14 protein-coding genes are annotated in these 20923 nt (G+C 33.2%); 4 read left to right on the plus strand and 10 right to left on the minus strand.

Translation table 11 applies throughout. The features are described 5' to 3' along the window. The first annotated feature begins 203 nt into the window (after positions 1-203). Entirely contained in the window at positions 204-911 is a 708-nt protein-coding gene (locus tag FM121_RS13795; protein WP_086952771.1) for a 5-bromo-4-chloroindolyl phosphate hydrolysis family protein, read from the plus strand. A 3-nt stretch (positions 912-914) separates the two neighbouring features. Continuing rightward, the gene (locus FM121_RS13800; RefSeq protein ID WP_086952772.1) at positions 915-2117 is read left to right on the plus strand and encodes a toxic anion resistance protein; all 1203 of its coding nucleotides are present in this window, start codon (positions 915-917) and stop codon (positions 2115-2117) included. Positions 2118-2251: 134 nt separating this feature from the next. Here the strand turns inward: FM121_RS13800 and dinB are convergent, their stop codons facing one another. From dinB to lepB, 5 genes are all read right to left on the minus strand, one after another. Beyond that, the gene (gene dinB, locus FM121_RS13805; protein WP_086952773.1) at positions 2252-3373 is read right to left on the minus strand and encodes a DNA polymerase IV; all 1122 of its coding nucleotides are present in this window, start codon (positions 3371-3373) and stop codon (positions 2252-2254) included. A gap of 234 nt (positions 3374-3607) precedes the next feature. After that, positions 3608-4480: a DUF975 family protein gene (locus FM121_RS13810; protein ID WP_086952774.1), complete on the minus strand. Its 873-nt coding sequence runs from the start codon at positions 4478-4480 to the stop codon at positions 3608-3610. 70 nt (positions 4481-4550) lie between these two features. Next, entirely contained in the window at positions 4551-8306 is a 3756-nt protein-coding gene (addA, locus tag FM121_RS13815; RefSeq protein WP_086952775.1) for a helicase-exonuclease AddAB subunit AddA, read from the minus strand. Further along, complete coding sequence (locus tag FM121_RS13820) at positions 8299-11853, minus strand: PD-(D/E)XK nuclease family protein (RefSeq protein ID WP_086952776.1); 3555 nt, start codon at positions 11851-11853, stop codon at positions 8299-8301. Before FM121_RS13820 ends, addA begins: the two co-directional genes overlap by 8 nt. 80 nt (positions 11854-11933) lie before the next feature. Further along, complete coding sequence (lepB, locus tag FM121_RS13825; protein WP_086952777.1) at positions 11934-12491, minus strand: signal peptidase I; 558 nt, start codon at positions 12489-12491, stop codon at positions 11934-11936. A gap of 379 nt (positions 12492-12870) precedes the next feature. Between lepB and FM121_RS13830 the strand changes: the two genes are divergently transcribed. Next, the gene (locus FM121_RS13830; protein ID WP_256958481.1) at positions 12871-14244 is read left to right on the plus strand and encodes an APC family permease; all 1374 of its coding nucleotides are present in this window, start codon (positions 12871-12873) and stop codon (positions 14242-14244) included. Between the two features lie 45 nt (positions 14245-14289). On the opposite strand, the gene FM121_RS13835 is transcribed toward FM121_RS13830, so the two are convergent. Genes FM121_RS13835 through FM121_RS13855 form a run of 5 tightly spaced genes read right to left on the minus strand, consistent with a single transcriptional unit; the run spans position 14290 to position 18335 of the window. Then, a complete protein-coding gene (locus tag FM121_RS13835; protein WP_086952779.1) occupies positions 14290-14997 on the minus strand; it encodes a tyrosine-protein phosphatase in 708 nt (235 codons plus the stop codon). A gap of 10 nt (positions 14998-15007) precedes the next feature. Beyond that, positions 15008-15799 carry a PhnE/PtxC family ABC transporter permease gene (locus FM121_RS13840; RefSeq protein ID WP_086952780.1) on the minus strand — a complete coding sequence of 264 codons (792 nt, stop codon included), beginning with the start codon at positions 15797-15799 and terminating at the stop codon, positions 15008-15010. Between the two features lie 9 nt (positions 15800-15808). Further along, the gene (gene phnE / locus FM121_RS13845) at positions 15809-16609 is read right to left on the minus strand and encodes a phosphonate ABC transporter, permease protein PhnE (RefSeq protein WP_086952781.1); all 801 of its coding nucleotides are present in this window, start codon (positions 16607-16609) and stop codon (positions 15809-15811) included. Then, the gene (phnC, locus tag FM121_RS13850; protein ID WP_086952782.1) at positions 16602-17420 is read right to left on the minus strand and encodes a phosphonate ABC transporter ATP-binding protein; all 819 of its coding nucleotides are present in this window, start codon (positions 17418-17420) and stop codon (positions 16602-16604) included. Before phnC ends, phnE begins: the two co-directional genes overlap by 8 nt. Before the next feature lie 3 nt (positions 17421-17423). Then, the gene (locus tag FM121_RS13855; RefSeq protein ID WP_086952783.1) at positions 17424-18335 is read right to left on the minus strand and encodes a phosphate/phosphite/phosphonate ABC transporter substrate-binding protein; all 912 of its coding nucleotides are present in this window, start codon (positions 18333-18335) and stop codon (positions 17424-17426) included. Between the two features lie 218 nt (positions 18336-18553). Between FM121_RS13855 and FM121_RS13860 the strand changes: the two genes are divergently transcribed. Continuing rightward, positions 18554-20746: a GH92 family glycosyl hydrolase gene (locus FM121_RS13860; protein WP_218778642.1), complete on the plus strand. Its 2193-nt coding sequence runs from the start codon at positions 18554-18556 to the stop codon at positions 20744-20746. Positions 20747-20923 lie beyond the last annotated feature (177 nt).

Genomic DNA, 20923 nt, shown 5'->3' on the forward strand with positions numbered 1-20923 from the left:
CTCCTTGAATATCTTTAATATTAAGCATATCATACCTTTAAAGGGACTTATTTTCAACAAACTTCCTGATTAAAGTTACTTCATTTTAGCTAATTATTAAAAAAAAATAAATCAATCTATAGACTGATATCTATTTCATCACTCTATGATAGAATGTTTTTAAGATCAAATATGTTTGATAAAACATTTAGGAGTGAATGCGTATGAAGACAAAAAGCAAATCATTATGGAAATCTATTCTACTTATCATCGTTTTAATCCCAATAGGTTTAATGGCTAGTGATGGGACTGGCACCATCAGTTCCCTCATTTCAATAGCACTTTTAGCTGCTTTAATTTGGGCAATTTTCAATCTTTTTAGAAGACTATTTTCAAAAAATAAAAATAATTTTGACGATAGTATGCCTAATTTATCCCGTGAGAAAGAAGATCACTACGCAAGTCTTGGCATGACTAACAAGGAAATCATCTTTTTTAGAGATACAATGGCCGATACAAAGAAACAAATCAAAACGCTTGAGGACAACATGAACCAAGTAGCAAAATTAAAGGCGATCAATTTAAGATATGATACGTTAAAAGCCTGTAAAGCAATGTTTAAAGAAATCGTTAAAGAACCAAGAAAACTACATTTATCTGACCGGTTCCTTTATAACCATTTACCTAATTTGGTTGAATTAACAAATAAATATGTAGAAATAAATAACCACGAATTAAAAAATAAAGATACTTTTGATGCTTTAACTCAAAGTGCAACTGCCATTGAGGAAGTCTCACAATTAATTGTTAAAGATTATTCAGATTTTGTTAATGATGATTTAGAAGATTTAGATGTTGAAATTTCAATTGCTAAACAAAATATTGACCGTGAAAAAACGTTTGATTCATATAAACAAGAAGAGGAGTTATAATAAATGACTGACGAACTAAAGCCAACTGACCTAAAAGATGTTTCACCTGTATCTAATACGCTAGACGATTTATTAAGTAATCCCTTTGAAGCACCTGATGCTTCAAAATTAGCACCTATCGAAGAAAAATTACAAACAAATATTTCTGCTGCAACAAAAGTTATTGATAAATTACCAGCAGAGCGTCAAAAACAAGCTAGAGAACTTGCCGCTCAAATTGATGCAACTGATAGCCAAGCTGTTTTAAGTTATGGTGTGGCTGCCCAACAAAAATTGGGTGAATTCTCACATACAATGTTAAATCACGTTCAAGCTCAAGATATTGGTCCTATGGGTGATTCTCTAACTGAATTAATGTATCGCCTAAACGAAGCAAGTCCTAGTGAATTAGAAGCGCGTGATGGTAATATTTTTAAAAAAATGTTTGGAAAAGTGAAACAATCAGTTTATGAAATCACTGCTAAGTACCAAAAAATTGGTGCTCAAATTGATAAAATTGCTGTGAAATTAGATAAAGAAAAAAATGGCTTACTACAAGATAATTTAATGCTTGAACAACTTTACAATAAAAATAAAGACTATTTTGATGCTTTAAATATTTACATTGCCGCTGGTGAAGTAAAAATTGATGATTTAAATCTCGTGACTATTCCAGAAGCGATGAAAAAAGCTGAAAGTACGGGAGATCAAATGGATGCTCAAATCGTTAATGATTTAAATCAATTTGTTGATCGACTTGAAAAAAGAACATACGATCTAAAACTAGCTCGTCAAATTACCATTCAGCAAGCACCACAAATTCGCTTGATTCAAAATACAAATCAAGCACTCGCAGAAAAAATACAAGCATCCATCAACACAGCAATTCCTTTATGGAAAAATCAGGTTGCTATCGCCTTGACTTTATTAAGACAAAAAGATGCTGTTACAGCTCAAAGACAAGTCTCTCAAACAACCAATGATCTGTTAACAAAAAATTCAGAAATGCTTAAAATATCAGCTATTGAAACCGCTGAAGAAAATGAGCGTGGCATTGTTGATATTGAAACATTACAAAAAACACAAAATGATTTAGTAGAAACCATCCAAGAAACACTTCGAATTCAAAAAGAAGGTAAAGAAAAACGCCGAAATGCCGAAATCGAATTAAGCGTGATGGAAGAAGACTTAAAAACCAAATTACTAGAAATGTCGAATCAAAATTAAGGTTGTAAAAAAAGGGCTTAGCTTCTAATTAACGCAAGAATAGTTTTTTTAACTTATCTATCAAAAAATTTAATCTTTTCAATTTCATTAAAATAAAAAACGCACAAAAATTTTTTCTTATTTTTGTGCGTTTTTTATATTTTTTTTTCCCACAATGGTAGCTTTATTAACTCATATTCTTTTGACTCTAAATTAGTAACCGTAATCCCTAATAATCGAATCCCTTTATCCAATAAATCAAAACTATCCCATATCTGTTTACTATGGAAAAATAACGTTTCTTGGTCATCTAAATAGTCTGGTAAAGTTACTCGACGAGTATATGTTTCAAATTCACTATCTCTAATTTTTAATACAATTGTCTTACCATGGAGCTGAACACGCTTCAAAGCTTTTTCTACATCGAAAGAAAGACTTCTTAATTGCATAATAACAGCCTCCTCTGTAGCTAAAGACTTACCATACGTATTTTCACGTCCAACTGATTTTCGGTCTCGGTGTGGCTCAACTGGCGCATCGTGGATTCCTCTTACCTTACGATACAGAGAATAACCCATTTTTCCAAACAGCCGTATCAGTTCCATCTCATCCATTTTATATAAATCGTCACCTGTATAAATACCTAATTCATGCATTTTAGGGACTGTCTTCTTTCCTACACCATGAAAATCTTCAATCGGTAATTTCCGTACAAACTCTTCTGCATCATCCGGTAAAATTAAAGTCAATCCTTTAGGTTTATCGAAGTCAGAGGCTATTTTAGCCAAAAATTTATTATAGCTCACCCCTGCTGAACAAGTTAAATGAAGTTTCTGCCAAATATCTAATTGAATCATTCTTGCAATTTTTATAGCACTTTTGATATTTTTTTTATTTGTTGTCACATCGAGGTAAGCTTCATCAAGTGATAACGGTTCAATCATATCGGTATATTCATGAAAAATTTTGTGGATTTCTTTTGAAATTTCTGCATAATGATTCCGATTACCTTGAACAAAGTTAGCTTTAGGGCACAACTCATAAGCTTTTTGGGCACTCATTGCTGAGTGAATGCCAAATTTTCTTGCTTCATAGTTCGCTGTTGTTACGACTCCTTTTCCACCTGTTTCTTTTGGATGTCTAGCTATCACGAGTGGATGCCCAACCAGTTCTGGATGATCTCTCTCCTCCACAGAAGCAAAAAAAGCATCCATATCAATATGAATTATTTTTCTAGATGTATCTTTCTTTAATGGAAATCTCAATTGATTAGACATGCCGCACACCTCCTAAACGTATGTTCCCATTATATATGAAGACAATAAAAAAAACCACTAAAGCCGTCGCTCTAGTGGAAATGAAGGTTGTTATTTTACTCTCTCTCAATAGGAGTTAAGTATGAAAAACCAATTCGGGATAATTGGTATGAAAGTATACTACTACATCTTAGTTAAATAAAATTGATGATTCTATTTGATTTCAGTAAAAAAAGAATGAGAATAATCTCATTCTTAAAAACTAGTCCACTCATCATCTTCCACTTCTTCAACTTCCTGCACTAAGTAACGATCTTTAGCTAAATCATTGTAAAACGCAGCTTTCGTTGTATTAATATAAGGATTTAACCAAATATTAGCAATATTAAAAGTGAATAAACTTAAGAACCTCCAACCAAGGAAACTAACATCTAGCCAGAATAAACGACCTTTGTGACCATCCATTAATTGACGGCTTTCAGTAATGAAACTAGTAGCACCCATCGTTCTTGTATCTTTATGACTAGATAAATCTTTGTAGATGAAATTTGATTGTGAATATGAGTAATGTTTAATGAAAACAGGTATCACAAAACAGAATGTCCATAGGTATTTGAAAACTGTCGTTAAGATATTAATTAAAAGGACTGGTACAAAATCAACTCCATTAAATAGTCTGAAAGCATCTTTCATCTCCATAGGCTGCTGCTCTCGTTTTCTAATCACATCTAAAAATGTAAATGAAATACCAATCGTTAAAAATGATAAGACAAAGGTAATAATTGGTGTTATCCCATAAGATGAGGCGACATTTGCAGTCACACTAGCTGGATAATAAGAATAGTCATCCTTATAATCATCATACTCTTTATCCCAAGCACCCTCTAGATCTTCGCCTAGTTGACCTTCAAAAATTGCCGATTCTCGATTTGAATTCCCAATGGATACATCATTAGATGATGCAAATATTGAAACAAATAGTACAATCCCTGCAACCATCAATGTAAAAAAGATAGCTGACGCAATTTGAAGTAAAGAAGGAACTAAATTTAACTTTACTGCATCTGTCCAACGCCCTCTTAAACTATCTTTTGCTTCTGCTTTCAACTGTCCCGATGTTTTATACATACTTTTTCCTCCTCTCTTTCTCTTAAAAAAATTTTACCATTTTTTTAACAATATCACTACTATTTATTTATTATTCCACTAAATCAATTTCTAATCGACCTTTTAGCAAAATTAATTTAACTGAGGTTACTTGTCTTCCTTTAACTTGCTCTAGTGCCTTTTTATACACATTCAATTGTCCAGTATACCTTTGTTTAATTTTTTGTATTTCTTCATTTGTTGGCTTTTCAGAAATATGATCTGTTTTAAAATCATACAAAATCAATTCTTTTTCCGTTTCTAAGTAACCATCAATGATTCCATGGATTAATAATCGGTCACTTCTTTTCCCTTCAAAGTTTCCAAAGATATCCTCAGCACTAAGTAAAAGTGAAAAAGGTTGCTCTCTTTTTATTAATTGGTGCTCTTGCAACAAACGACTGCCAAAAGAGCTACTAAAGAAATCTAAAATAATCTCTGGCTCAATTTTTTTAGCGATTTCTGATTTTAGAACTGTTTTTTCAACAAGTGATTGAATCATATCTACAATCGACTCTTTAGTTGGAACAACTGATAAATCCATAAGTTGCATCACTAAATGAGTGGCTGTTCCCACTTCTGCTGGAGTAACTTCTACCATTTCACTTAAAAAATTTGGTTTTGCTAACTCATCTCCAACTATTTTATTTCCCGTCAAACTCAATGGTTTAGATAAATCTAATACTTGTAATTCACGGTTATCAGGATCTTCGAAAACACGCTTGATTTCTGAAACTGATTGATAACTCGTGGTGACTGTCGCAGATAAATCAGTATACTGATAATTCAATCGATCCACAACCTGTTTCAATAACTGAGGATTTGGTTGATCATTCAACATAATTGCTTTTATTTCTTCAGTCACTTCTTGTTTTCGGTAGGAAAGAATCATTTCTTTTGTAAAAAATTCTATCGAAAAATTAGCTAAAGACTTTCCTAAGCCTTTTAATACCTCAACTGTGATTTCAGGATAAGCTTTAATAGTTTCCGGATGTCTAATTAAACTCATCCCAACCCAACCCATTAAACTTCTTTGTCCTAAACGTCCACTTGTTGATAGTACTCGGTGATCAGAGGTTATATTTTGTTGCCATTTTTTCAAAGCGTCTTCTTTATTTTTATACGAACCTACTAAAAACAATTTTTCTTCAGCTCGAGTTAAAGCAACATATAATTTACGCATTTCTTCTGCTAACATTTTTTTCCGTTTTTGTTCCCTAATAACAACATAGGGCATTGTTTCATATTTAACTCGGTTAATACTATCGAAATACTTAATTCCCGAACCGAGTGCTTCATCAAATATATACGACTGATTATTTATATCAGTCATATTAAACTGTTTACTCATATCTAAAACAAAAACAACTGGAAATTCTAAACCTTTACTCGCATGAATCGTCATCACTCGAACCGCATCTTCTTCATCATTTAAATCATTAGGTTCAGCTAAATCTTTGTTCTTGGCTTGCATTTTTTCGATAAAGCGAACAAATTGGAATAAACCTTTAAAATTCATTTCCTCATACGCTGTTGCCCTATCATACAAAGCATGTAAATTGGCTTGGCGCTGCTTGCCAGAAAGCATACCTCCTACGTAATCTAGTAATCCTGTATCTTGATAGATTTGCCAAATCAGCGTCACTAATTTTTCACGACGAGCCAACTCTCGCCAACTAGTAAGATTTTGATTAAATTCATAAATTTTTTGATAAAGTGGTGTATTGGCTGACTCTTCTTTTAAGAATCTAGTTAGCGCATCATAGTAGTAACCATGCACATCATATTGTCTAATTTTCACTAAATCATTTTCCTTCACACCAACAATGGGTGAGCGTAAGACAGCAGCTAATGGTATATCTTGATAAGGATTATCAATAATTTGTAGAAGAGATACCATAATTCTAATTTCAGTCGCTTGGAAATAATTTTGCGTGTCATTCACAAATAACGGTATATCTAATTCTTTAAAAATATCTAGAATGACCAAATTATTTTTCTTTGTCGGGCTAAGTAACACAATATCTTGATACTTAATAGGACGAGACTCTTTTTTCTTCTTATCATAGATTGGAAATTTGGATGAGATCATTTCTTGAATTTTTTGACCCACTAAAAGTAATTCACCTTCTGTTTTATCATCAATTGTAAACGTCAGATCAAGGGATTCGATATCACTTTCTTCTGTTTCACTTTCAAATATAAGGATTTCTGTATCATGCTGTTTACTTTCTGGATACCCTGTGAATCCAGTAATCAATTCAGCACTTTGATCATACTCAATCTGACCTAATTCCCGATCCATCAATTGTGTAAAGACGAGATTGGTAAAATCTAAGACATTCCCTCGTGAACGAAAATTTTCTGCCAAAATAATGCGTCGACCATCTTCCTCCGTTGCATATTGTTCATATTTCTCAATGAAAAGAGTTGGATCAGCTAATCGAAAAGCATAAATCGACTGCTTCACATCACCAACCATGAACAGATTGCCATTCTCTCCTTCTGTTTTTCTTAACCAGTAAAGAATGCCTTCTTGAAGTCGGTTCACATCTTGATACTCATCCACTAAAACTTCATGAAATTTATTTCGGTAATAGAAAGACGCTTCTGTTGGTTGCCACTGATTTTCTTCTAGCTGTCTCAAAATACTTAACGTAAAATGTTCCAAGTCATTAAAATCAACTAAATTCTTTTTCTCTTTTTCTTTTGCAAATGCATGTAAATACATTTCACAGACACTGACCATCTCTTCTACTAAAGGTTTAGTCTCTTTCATTAAGGCTACTTGTTTTTCAGGTGACAGGCTAAAGTAATTTTTTTTAAGTGTAGCGACTTGTTTTTTGATAAGATCTCGTTCAGCTTTTATTTCTTCGTAAAACATCATCACATCTTCGGTACTTGTTTTTTTATTTGGCCCTTTAATAACGGCAAATTTAGCTTGAGAAATAGATTGATAGCAACCATCTAAATTATCAGTTTCAAGTAATTGTAATAAGTTACCAATCAACTGTGCATCTTGTTCCAAGACACCAACAGTCTTCTCAAAATCTGGTTCACCTTTTATACTATTAGTTAATTTTTCATTATTCTCTTGTATCTGAGCTAACTGTTTTACCATATCTGGCTTCATAAATGATTGGTACAACTGACTTTCAGCTAAATTATCAGATATATCATAAGTTGCTGGTAATTTTTTTAGCCATTCCATAGGCTCTGTATTAGATTTAGCAAAATTAGCTAAGGAGAATATCAGTTTAGTCAATCCATTATCATTACGGTCGTTGGAAAAGTTCTCAGTCAACAAATAAAAACTTTCTTGTTTTTCTCCATATAAACTTTCTCGAACGTCATTCCAGACATCTTCTTTTAATAACTCAATTTCCGTTTCATCTGTTAATAATCTGAAAACTGGATCAATATGGATTAAATAATAGTACTTTCTAATGACAGTCAAACAAAAAGCGTGAAGCGTACTAATTGAAGCCGTTGGAAGTAAACTCAACTGCTTAATCAAATGTTGTTTCTTGTCGTTCTCTTTTTCTTCTGTGACAGCTGATTGCACCGCTACCTGAATTCTTTGTTTCATTTCTTTAGCTGCTGCTTCCGTATAAGTCACAATCAACAATTCATCTACGTTAATGCCACTCTTAATTTTCTGAATGACTCGCTCAACTAAAACAGTCGTTTTTCCAGAACCTGCAGAGGCTGAAATTAATAAATTACTACCACCATCGTAAACAGCTTGCCACTGCTTATCTGTAAAATGGCTATTTTCAGGTTTTAAAGGAAGATTTAAATTAGTCATTGTGTTCTCCTTCCTTCTCTTTTTTCATCATCTCTTCTTTAGTTAACGGCTCTATTCGGTGATAATTATTTTCTTTTAACATCACATCAAACTGACAAACACTTCTAAATGGACAGTATTCACAGGCAACCCGAGTTTGCCCCTTATATGCTGGATTCAATTTTGTTGATCCTTTAAAAATATCTTCTCCAGCTTCTTTAAATTTCTTCTGATTATTATCAACTAGCCAATCAAGTTCATCTTCCGACACAAACTGTGAAGATTTCATCGTTCCTTTTTTTAACTGCTCATAAGGATAAACAGCCGACTTAACACCTAAATCAATAGTTTTATCTAGATTTTCTAGAATCTTTTCTTCATTAACCAATATACCATCATACTTGAATGCTTTTAACATTTCTTCATCCATTGTCTCTTCAGTTAATTTTTCAGAACCAGTTAAAACTGGATTTTGCACATGTAAATAAAAAGCCCCTGCTGCCTTAGCTTTTTCACCTACTAAGTTCACTGCGTTTTCTAAAGCTACATTTAAATAAGTTACCATTTGAAGTGCTAAACCGTAATAAGCATCTACAAAATCAAAATTGTGTTTACTTGATTTATAATCTATCACTGATAAATAAATATCCTCTTCAACTTTCATTTGATCAATTCGGTCGATTTTACCACGCACTTTTAATTTTTTCTGATGACTAATCTCAAAGTCTAAACTATTTAAACTGATGTCTTGCAGTGCCTGACCAAATAAAACTTCCGTCTGAATCACATCCATGTTACTTCGATCACTTTGTCGTTTTAAAGACCAACCCACACGTTGAATGGTTTTCTCTAACTGATACTTGATATAATTCATTCGATTAGTTGAATTCAATATTGTAAATTTATCCTCACCTAACACATTCGTCAAAATAGCTTGGGTTAGTTCCTGAACTTCTTTTTGAGTCATCTGACTTAACGTTAATTGTCGTTTAATCAACTCTTTAAAAAATTGGTCTAAGCTTTCATGGAAAAAGTCACCCGTTGCAGCTGGAGATAATTCAAATTGACTGCGTTCTTTTAAGCCTAAGCCATACATTAAAAAATATTTATATTGGCATTTATAGAAATTTTCAATTTTAGAAACCGAAGCGTAAACCGTGTCACCATACAGCTCGTCAACTGACACTTCATTCAATGTTTCTGGTATATTCTGATGAGCTAAACTAGATAACAAACGTTCAGTTTTTAATGGTAGTTCTTTTAATAATCGCTTTTCTAATTGATTAAATAACCACGGTGTTGGTTGTCTTTCATCGATTAAAAATCGCTTATACGAAATCCACTGAGTTAATAAAATATCATCAGTAGAAAAATCAGCTAATACTTGTCTGCCATCAAAGAAAGTTGCCCCATGTTTCAGTTCTTCTGTTATCTGAAATTGATTTTTTAACATAGACAAATAAGGAGAAATTTTTATCTCTTTACTGCTATCACTACTTTTGGGATAAGTTAATATCACTTGGTCATTCGCTGAAAGAAGTGATAGATAAAAAACAAAAGGTTCTTTAGCAGAATCTGAGGTCAAATCTTTTTTTAGGTATTTATCAAAAGGTAAACTTTCTTTTAATAATCCCCGCTCCTCATCTGTTAGCAGGGTTTTATTTTCAATTTTTCTTGGTAATACTTGATCAGTTGCTCCAATGATAATAGCAACCTTACTCTTCTTCACCCGAACCAGATCCATTGATGTCACCACTAATTGATCAAGGGTTGTTGGTACTTTACTAAAAGAGAGTCCTTCCATTCCAGTTTTAATAATTTGAATAAAGTCATCTAAAATAAAAGGTTCTTCTCCCATTAAATCTGTATACTCATCTAACAACGTTATCAAAGCTTGCCAAGCTTGTTCATGATTTCTAGACTTAACTAAATTTCCTTTATTCAACTCTTGGTCACGCATAAAATAGAGTTGTTTTTCCACTCCTACTTGAATTAAAAAGCGATAAAATAATAAACTAGCCTCTTTCCCTAATTTAGCTTGTTTTAGCTCCTCAAAGAAAACAGGAATATGCTCTCTGATTAAGTGTCTAATATGATTAGATGTCGCTTGAATCACTTGATCATTATCTAACTTACCTTCTTCTTCATCGTACTGATAGAAAATATACTGCCAATCTCGCTCCTTTAACCAATCAGTCCCACTATAACCATAAGCTAAAACCACATTTTCAGTATAATCAATTTGTTGTCTCAATTTCAGCATATGTTTTTCCCACTCATGTTCTTGTTCTATCACTAAACTCTCTGGAGAAAATAATTCAGAACGTAAAAAACGTAAAACATCACGATACTGATAAAAATGTTGATTCATATTGAATAGGGCACTAATAAACTCAATCAATGGATGATGCTTCATTTCTTCTTCTTGATTAATATAGTATGGAATGTTATTGGCATTAAAAATAGGTGCCATAATTTTTTGATAACTATTAATATCGCGAGTTAGCACAGAAATATCTTGATAACGATACCCTTTATCTGCTACAAGATGTCTGATTTCTTTTGCCACTGACATCATTTCAGTAAACGGATCATCACACCGCCAGATTTTAAGTGTTTCTGGACTGATAGATTCATTTTTTTTGACTGGCGATAACTTCTGACTTTCTTGCCAAAAAGCATCCAAAACAGAAAAATCAGCACTATTATTTAAATGAATTTTTTTATCTATTAAGACTGGTACTTGATTTCTTTGTGCCATAAAAAATAATTCCTGATATAATCTACCGGTATTATAGAATAAGTTAAACGGATCCGGCTCTTTATTGACGTAAGCTTTATCTAAAACCAAAGCAATTTTTAATTCTCCTGAAATCAACATCAACTGCTCAATTAATTGTTTTTCAATTGCCGTAAAATTAGAAAATCCAGAAACAATGAACATTATATTTTTTAACTTTTTATGCTGTAAATGTTCTGCTAAAGATACTAATAAATCATGGCCATTTAAATCTTCTGCTATTAATTTATCTGTGTAGACTTGATAAATTAGCTGAATATCTCTTAATTTTATTTGACGATCATCGTCTTTGTTATCGGTCGTTAATTGACTTAACGTTTCTTCTAAATCTTCTGCTGTCACAAAACCTTCTTGTAATTCATCAAAAATAGCAATTAATTGATCCACAAATCCTGGTTTATTGACTTCTTGTTTAAATAAAACAAGTTCTTCTTCAATTTCGATTAGAACTCGTCTCAATATCATATATTTTCCTGATTGAGATAATTTTTGTTTCTGGTAAGCCTCAGTATTTTGCATAAAGTACCATGCAAGCCGTGAAAAACTAAATACTTGAAGGCGCATGCTTGCCATGTTACCCCATTCTTTGTAGTAAGGTAATTGAGATAACTCTGTTAAAACATTAATTTCTGTTTCAAACTTTACGTGGTTAGGTACTAAATAAAAAACTTCATGGTCTGTCGCTGACTCTAACCAGGCATTGGCTTGATTAACTAATTCTTTTGTGTGGTCTGCACTTGCTGGACCAATAATAAACTGAACACTCACAATTTGTACCTCTCTTATCAATTAGTCTTTCTAGTTTATCATATTTTTGAGTATAAAAAAAAACATGGCACTTGCCATGTTTAATTAATTGTTCCCCATTTAGCTGGTGGCCAAAAAACAAATTTAACATTTCCTAAAATATTATCTTCATCTATAAAACCAATCATGCGACTATCTTTAGAATTTTGACGGTTATCACCCATTACGAAAAAATTTCCTTCAGGCACTTTTTTCTCGCCCAAAATATCCGTCATATTAAAATCTTGAGTTAACGGTAAGCCATAAGGTGTTTTTATATCATTTGGAGCTTTTTTGTATTCTTCTAAATAAGGTTCATCGTATTTTTTACCATTAATTAGTAATTGGTCATCTTTGAATTCAATCGTATCTCCTGGTAAGCCAATCACTCGCTTAATATAATTTTTACTCGGATTATCTGGAGCTGGAAACGTTACAATATCAAAGCGTTCCACTTTGGATTGTTTCATCGCGATCACTCGTTCTCGGTCAACCATCGTTGGGTTCATTGAATTTCCTGAGACATTTGTTGGTGAAAATACAAATGCTCTTAAACTAAGTAAAATAATAATTAATCCACCAAACCAAGCAATATTACTGATTATTTCTTTTTTACTCATTAAGTCACTTCCTTAATTTCATTCATCACTATTGTATTTTAACACATTGAAGTTTTTGTGAATAGTTAAAGACAGATATTTGTTATTTTAGACGAATTAATGATAAATGATAACTTGCTACTACTAAAATAGATAACTTAATTTATCTATAAAAGCTAACATTGCACCTGCTAAATATCGATCTTTTAAATAAATAATCACAACTTCTCGTGTCGGTGAATCTATTATTTCTATACTAGTCACATTTTGATTGCTAAGTGATTCTTTTAGCTGATGAGGTTGAATATTGACTCCTATTTTTAATTTGCTGACTCAGATGTCTGTCTCGTTTTTATTTAGACGAATAATTATTAATTTTCATTTATTATCGGTTTATTTTATGGTATATTTTTTTAATAGAATTTTTTTAGGAGGTTTTTTTATCAACGAAAATAAATCATATGGATTATGGACTGCAACTGCGATGATTGTAGGGATATGCGTTGGGTCTGGTATCTTTTTTAAAGTGGATGATATTTTAACATTTACAGGTGGTAATATTTTTCTAGGTGCTTTAGTTTTTATTATTGGCGCATTTAGTATCATTTTTGGTAGTATCACATTATCGAATCTTGCATCACGAACAAATGGAACAGGTGGTGTCGTAAGCTACTTTGAAGAGTTCTATTCGAAAAATTTAGGAAGTGCGGTTGGTTGGTTTCAAACTTTCTTATATTATCCAACTGTAACAGTCGTCGTTGCTTGGGCTTCTGGTATCTATACTTGTCTTTTATTTAGTCTACCGAGTAACTTAGATTTACAAATGGGAATTGGTTTCTTTTATTTGCTATCATTTTATTTTATTAATATCGTCTCTAAAGAACTTGGTGGACGATTTCAAGTTATTTCATCTCTAGCTAAACTAGTTCCACTTATCGGTGTTGGCATATTCGCTATCTTCTTCAATCAAGGACAGCCTAATATTCCAGCAGCTGTCGAGGCTGTTCCCTTAACTAACGTTGGAATGGGATGGCTTGCCGCTCTTGCTCCGACAGCTTTTGCTTATGACGGTTGGACGATTGCTTTAAGTATTTCAGGAGAGGTCAAAAATCCTAAGAAAACAATGCCTTTAGCTTTAACCATTGCACCAATTATCGTCTTATTCGTCTATCTGGCTTACTTTTTAGGCATGAATAAAGTGCTAGGACCTGAGTATATTTTATCTGTTGGAGATGGTGCTGTAACAACGATTGGACAGTTAATACTTGGTAAAAGCGGTGAAGTTATTCTATTAATTTTTATCTTAATTTCCATGTTAGGTGTTGTGAATGGGATCATTTTAAGTCATTTGAGAATGCCTTATGTTTTAGCGAGTAAAAATATGATACCTAACTCAGATAAAATTTTAAAAAATACACGTGGTATTTTTAAAAACCGCTCTGCTATGATCAGTTTATTCTGTGGGATTTTTTGGTTTATCATTCACTATATCACTCAAAAATTTCATTTAATTACAACAGGAGATATTAGCGAAATAGCCATTGTTTTTGGTTATATCTTTTACATGATGTTGTACATTAAAGTTTTAATACTCTTTAAACAAAAAGTCATTACAAATGTCTTTACAGGTTTTATCGCCCCAATATTTGCTATGATTGGTGGCTTGATTATTGTCTTTGGTGGCTTTTCTTCTAATCCAACTTCAATGACCATCTTTTTCTTTATTTGTTTCCTATTTTGTTTTTCTGGTTACTCATATTGTAAAAATAAATAAAAATGAGACTGTGACGTATAAGTACGTCACGGTCTTATTTTTTAATTAACGATATTTTTCTTTGAGGTTATTTATTTTTTCTACTGATACACCACAATTTTTTAAATACTCTTCTGCGTTACCATACTCTTTATTTAATTTATCTAAAAAAATGATCATATGTTCACGGTCTGAATTAATTAAGTGACGGTACATGTCAGGTGCTTCAAATTTGGGGTTAGCAGAAAGATATGAGTAAGTAACTTCATAATTAGCAATAATATCCGCTTCATTTGCTCCCAATAAATTTAGCATTAACGCTGCAACTACACCTGTTCGATCTTTACCAGCCGCACAATGAAAAAGAACACCTTTACTTTCATCACTAGCAAAGACTTCAAAAATTTCTTTAAATTGCTCTTTGCTCTCATCTAACAACTTGCAGTAAAAGCTACCTAAAGTCATTTCTGTTTCCGCCTGAGTAATATCCATCACATTATCAGAGATCATTAAGGAAATATAATGTTTAACTATTTCTTTGTCCTCAGTTAATGTATAACCTGTTTCTCTTCTTTCTTGTTCGGTCCTTAAATCAATCACTGTGTTAATCCCGTACTTTTTTATTGAAGCGATATCTACCTCACTTAAAAAAGATACATCATCACTTCGAAGTAGCTGTTGCCATTTTACTACTTGTTGATTATTCAGTGGAATACCACCTAATTCTCTTGTATTAAATGTCGTATCCAATACCAAACGATGACTTAAATTCATTGATATGCCCCTATCCTATTAATTGTTTTTTCTTTAAATAATTCACACTAAATTCGAAAAGTACCATAGTTAAAAAAATACTAATAATGGTCATTGATATTTTACCGTAATTGTAACTACTGATTGCCCGTGAAAGAACTGTTCCAATCCCTCCAGCTCCCAGCATTCCTAATGAAATTGATTCAGCCACATTAGCTTCTAAACGAATTGCAATCCAAGAAGTAAAAGAATTCAATACATTAGGTAACACACTTTCAAACACAATTTGTAGATAGCTAGCTCCTGTGGCTTTCATTGTCTCAATCATCTCTTCTGACACTTCTTCAATACTACTAATAAAAGATTTCGTTAGATAACCAACCGTTGAAAACACTAAGGCTACCACGCCAGCTATCGACCCAAAGCCTAAACTAGCAACAATCATTAATACCCACACAAGTGAGGGAATCGCTCGAATGACCGACACACAACTTTTTATGATGAATGAAACACTTTTAAACGGAGCAATATTACTAGCACCCAAAATAGCAAAGATAAAGGAAAGAATCGCCCCAATTAAAAGTGAAGCAATTGCGATTGCAACTGATACTAGTAATTGCTCAATAATTTCTGGTAAAGCTGCCATATCTAGTACCAAAAAATTTCTGATAACTTCCCCTGCTTGGGCCCATCTCTCAAAAAATGATACAAAATCTAATTTTAATGACATGGTACTAACAATAAATAATCCAGTCAAAAAAATCATTGAAACAACAAGCTTCATTTGATTTTTAATTGGACTTAAACGGATAGATTGATTCATGGTTTCCTCCTATAAAATATGACGTCTTAAACGATTTACTGCAAACTCTATTAACAATATCATCACAACCAATATTAAAATTAAGGCACTGGCTTCTTGGTAATTAAACAATCTAATATTCGTTTGAATCATGATCCCAATTCCCCCAGCGCCAACCATCCCTAAAATCGCCGAAGCACGAATATTAATTTCAAATGAAAAAAGGGTCCAGTTGATCCAAGAAGGGTAAAACTCTGGCAATAAACCGTGAATAATAATCTGTATTTTAGAAGCACCTGTCGCTTCCAATGCCTCTAGCTTACTTCCCGCAATATGATTCATTTCTTCTGCATAAGACCGAGTTAAAAAGCCAAAAGTTGCTATAATTAGGGCCAGTAACCCAACCATATTACCAATGCCAAAAATATAAACCAACAATGAGGCCCAAACTAAGACGGGAATATTACGAATAAAGGAAACAACCACACGTGTCACGATTCTAACAGGAACAATGGGGTTAATTTCTTCAGCCATTAATAAGCCAAAAATAAAAGCTAAGATAGCTGAAATATAGGTTCCTACAACTGCGAATAACACAGTTTCTAAAATTAAAGGTAAGTATCCAGCAATATTATCAAAATTTGGTGGTAAAAACTCTGTCGCTAAAAATGCGAATATACTCGGAAAAGCTGCCATTACATCTATTGGATTAACTTCTAAAAAGACAAAAGAATAACCTATAACAAATGCACTCAATACAAAAGTCATTCTTTTTTTTAATTGTTTTTTATTGGTTAATTCAATAGGACCTACCAGTTGAAAATTATCCATAAACACTTTCCTCCATCGACATTACAGGAATCGATAATCGATCTTCTCTTGGCTCGATTTCCTCTTCTTGTACATCATAGATATGAGCAATCGCATCTGTTGTTAATTGACTAGGAAGACCATCAAATACAATTTCACCAGCTCGAACACCAATGATTCGAGTCGCATATTCTTTAGCAATATCCACTTGATGAAGATTAACGATACAGGTTAAGCCCTTTTGTTCTGTAATATTTTTCAAATGTTTCATGACTTTTTTTGATGATTTTGGATCTAGTGAAGCTATGGGTTCATCGGCTAAAATTAAGTCAGGATTCTGCATAATGGCGCGACAAATTCCGACACGTTGCATTTGACCACCTGATAAATTCTGAGCTTTTTTATACATATGCTCTTCCAGTCCAACTGTTTTTAATAATTCGACTGCTTGCTGTCGGTCTTCTTGACTATACAAACCAAATGTACTTGTTAATAGTGAAACTTGTCCCAATCTACCATGAAGAACATTTTTCAAGACATTCGTTCGGTTGATTAAATTATAATGTTGAAAAATCATCCCAATTTTTGCTCGTGATGCTCTCAGCTCTTTTTTATTTGTTTGAGTTAGTGACACGCCTTGGAAGATAACCTCACCTGATGATGGCGCAACTAATTGATTAATTGTTCGAATCAATGTTGATTTACCAGCACCTGACGGACCAATAATAACAACAAACTCACCTTCCTTTATTTTTAAATCAATTCCTTTTAATGCTACATGTTGGTTTTTATATTCTTTTTTGACATGTTTCAATTCTAAGATAGTTTTCATGAATTACTCTCCTTTTATACCTAATGTCTTCATCATGTCTTTGACTGTCTCATAATCTGAATCCTTTGCCTCAACAAAACGGACTGATTTATCTTTATAAAAAGTTTCAAAATATTTTTCATCTTCATATTGAATATAAAATTCTTTGATTTTTTTCTTCAAATCATCCGGTAAATCTGAACGCATGACATAAGCTGGATTGGGTATTTCTTCTGTTTCACCGATAATTTTTAACTCATCTTTATCTACTAAGCCCGCGCCACTCATCATATTAATTACTTGCCCTGCCACAGCAGCTGCTTCATAATCACCCTTCACAACCCCCATCAAACTAGAATCATGCTTACCTGAATAAGCAACTGTTTTAAAGAAATAATTAGGTTCCTCAATTTTACTTGGCTCTAATTTTAAATCCTTAACTAAAGTGTATTTAGGAAACATATAACCTGATGATGAAGCTGGGTCTACAAAAGCAAAATTCGTTCCTTTTAAATCTTTTAATTCATTAATCTTATCATTGTCTTTTCGTGTCACAAAAACCGTCTTATAAGCTTCAGCTCCATTACTACTCGTTGTCACAAGAGGATCAATCTCAACACGTTGCTTTGCTTGAAAGTAGCTCATAGGCGAAACAAGTAGAACATCTAATTTTTTATTTTTCATCGCTTCAATTCCAACGGCATAATCGCCACCTTCCATAACTTCAACTGGAATTCCTAAGTATTTACTCATATCCTTTTGAAAAGCCTCATTTTTACCACCAGCTTCGGGATTATTTTCATCTGGCATGGTGACAATTGTTAATTTTTCTGGCCATTTATTGCCACTTTCACTCTTTTTATCTGCTTTTTGACATCCTGCTAATAATCCAACACCTAAAAGTATTGCGACACTCGTAAAAATGATTTTTTTCATTACGTTGATACACTCCCTTGTTTTAATCTACTCACACTATATCTGTTGATTGTAAAAATCAGTCATTTTTTCATGTAAAACTTATGTAAACATTCATTATTTTAACTAACTAAATCACATAGATTTTACATTAAAATAAATATTTCTATTATATTAATAAAATGATATGATATATCATATCAAAAATAAAACAAAAAGATATATCATGAAGGAGAAAAATCATGTTACATACAATTGATACTCGTCACGGAACAGCTAACCAACATAGTTATTCAAACGGTAATACCTTACCCTTTACTGGCGTTCCTTTTGCTAGTAATTACTTTTGCGTCCAAACAAATGGAGATAACGGGAGTTGGTGGTTCCATCCTGAAGACCGTGTTTTCCAAGGTTTCCGCCTAACACATCAACCTAGTCCATGGATGGGAGATTTTAGTCATTTAGTCATTGCTCCTATTTCTGGGAATGTGACAAAAACTGAAAGCTACTTTAATCAAAGTTCTTACCGACCAGAAGAAGCAACTTTCCAGCCTCATTATTTGAAAGCCTATACAGAAAGACACCGTATTTTAAATGAGTTGACTGGCTTTACTTACGGTGGGCATTTTAAATTTACTTACGAACGCAAAAACGAAACACCTGGATTTTTCATTCGTTCAGTTGGACCTAGTTCTTTTAAAAAAGAAGGCAATTTAATTACCGGTTACATCTCTAACTTTGCGGGTTCCGAAGATAAAGATTTGAAGATGTACATCGCTCTATCTATTTCTGAAGACGTAACATCTTGGCAAATTAGCGAAAAGGATGAGATGAAAACTTTATCTGAAAATGACGTGAGTTTAACTGATCCTTCCTTATATCTAACCTTTAAAACTGAAAATAAAATTAAAGAAGTTGAAATGATACTAGCGACTTCTTTCATCAGCCCAGAACAAGCTGAGCTGAATTTATCTAGAGAAGTTAATAAAACCTTTAAAGAACATAAAGATGAAGCAGCGGACAAGTGGCTAAACTACCTTAATCGAATTGAAGTAGAAGATAAAAATCAAAAAAATGTGGATTTATTCTACCAAATGATGTATCGCAGTTTCTTGTTCCCACAAACATGGCACGAAATTGATGAAAACAATGAGAAAGTTCACTATGATACCTTGAGTAAAACAGTGAAATCAGGTCCTTACTACACAAATAATGGTTTCTGGGATACGTGTCGCACGATTTATCCATTATATTCACTCATCGCAACAGATGAATATGAAGACATGTTAGAAGGATTTTATAATGCTTATCAAAACAGTGGCTATCTGCCTAAATGGTTATCACCTGATGAACGTGGTTTAATGCCGGGCACATTAATTGATGCGGTAATCGCAGACGCTGCGGTTAAAGGAATTGCCAGTGAAAAAATGCCAAACTTTTTAGAAGCGATGATTAAAGCAGCGACAACAAATAGTGGTAAGGATAATTATGGTCGTCAAGGAACAAAAGACTATCTTAAATATGGTTATGTACCTAGTCACTACCATGAGAGTGTGAATCACACACAAGATTATGCTTACAGTGATTTCTGTATTTCTCGTGTGGCAGATGTCTTAAATGACACACCTACCAAAGTAGAATACGAAAAACAATCATTAAATTATCGTAATTTAGTTGATACAGAGTTTGGTGTTTTACGTGCTAAAGACGCAGATGGCACACCAAAAACACCTTTCAATCCTTACGCATGGGGATGTGATTATGCTGAAGGAAGCGCCTATCAAAATAGTTTTGCCGCTTTCCATGACTATCAAGGATTAATTAAAGCTCACGGTGGGAAAGAGAAATTCACAGAAATAATGACAGAACTATGTAATAGCTATCCGATTTTTGATGTGGACGGTTATGGTTTTGAAATTCATGAAATGAGCGAAATGGCAGCCATTGATTTTGGTCAAATTGCCATCTCAAATCAACCAAGTTTCCATCTGCCTCACCTTTTCAATTACGTGGGACAATTAAGTACCACGCAACATATTTTGAAAGAATTAATGACACGTGCCTTTGAACTTGGCTTTAGAGGATACCCTGGAGATGAAGATAACGGCAGTATGAGTGCTTGGTTTATTTTCAATAGCTTAGGCATGTATCCTGTCACTCCTGGTAGCGGTGAGTATTCAATCGGTGTCCCTTTATTTGATAAAGTAACCGTTCATCTAGCCAATGGAAAAGACTTAACCATTCGTGGAAATAACAATGTGCCACAATATCATTACTCAAAAGAAATCCGTGTGAACGGTGAAAAACATAACCCACTCTTCTTCAAACACGCTGATTTAATGAAAGGCGCTGAAGTTGAATTTGACCTATGCCTAGTCCCACCTGTTGTGAAGTATGGGGAAGAAGATTTGCCCTATTCATTGACGAAATAGAGTGATTCAAAAGGCGTTTTGCTCCAAGCAACTGGAGTGAATACTAAACAATCCATGATTTTCGGATTGATTAGTATTTGCGAAGTTGCCGTAGGAGCTGCCTTTTGAACCCGGACTACAACAGAGTGATGAAAAAGGCGTTTAGCTCCAAGCAACTGGAGTGAATACTAAACAATC

It is taken from the genome of Vagococcus fluvialis bH819 (assembly GCF_900163795.1).
GTDB classification, from domain to species: Bacteria; Bacillota; Bacilli; order Lactobacillales; family Vagococcaceae; genus Vagococcus; species Vagococcus fluvialis_A.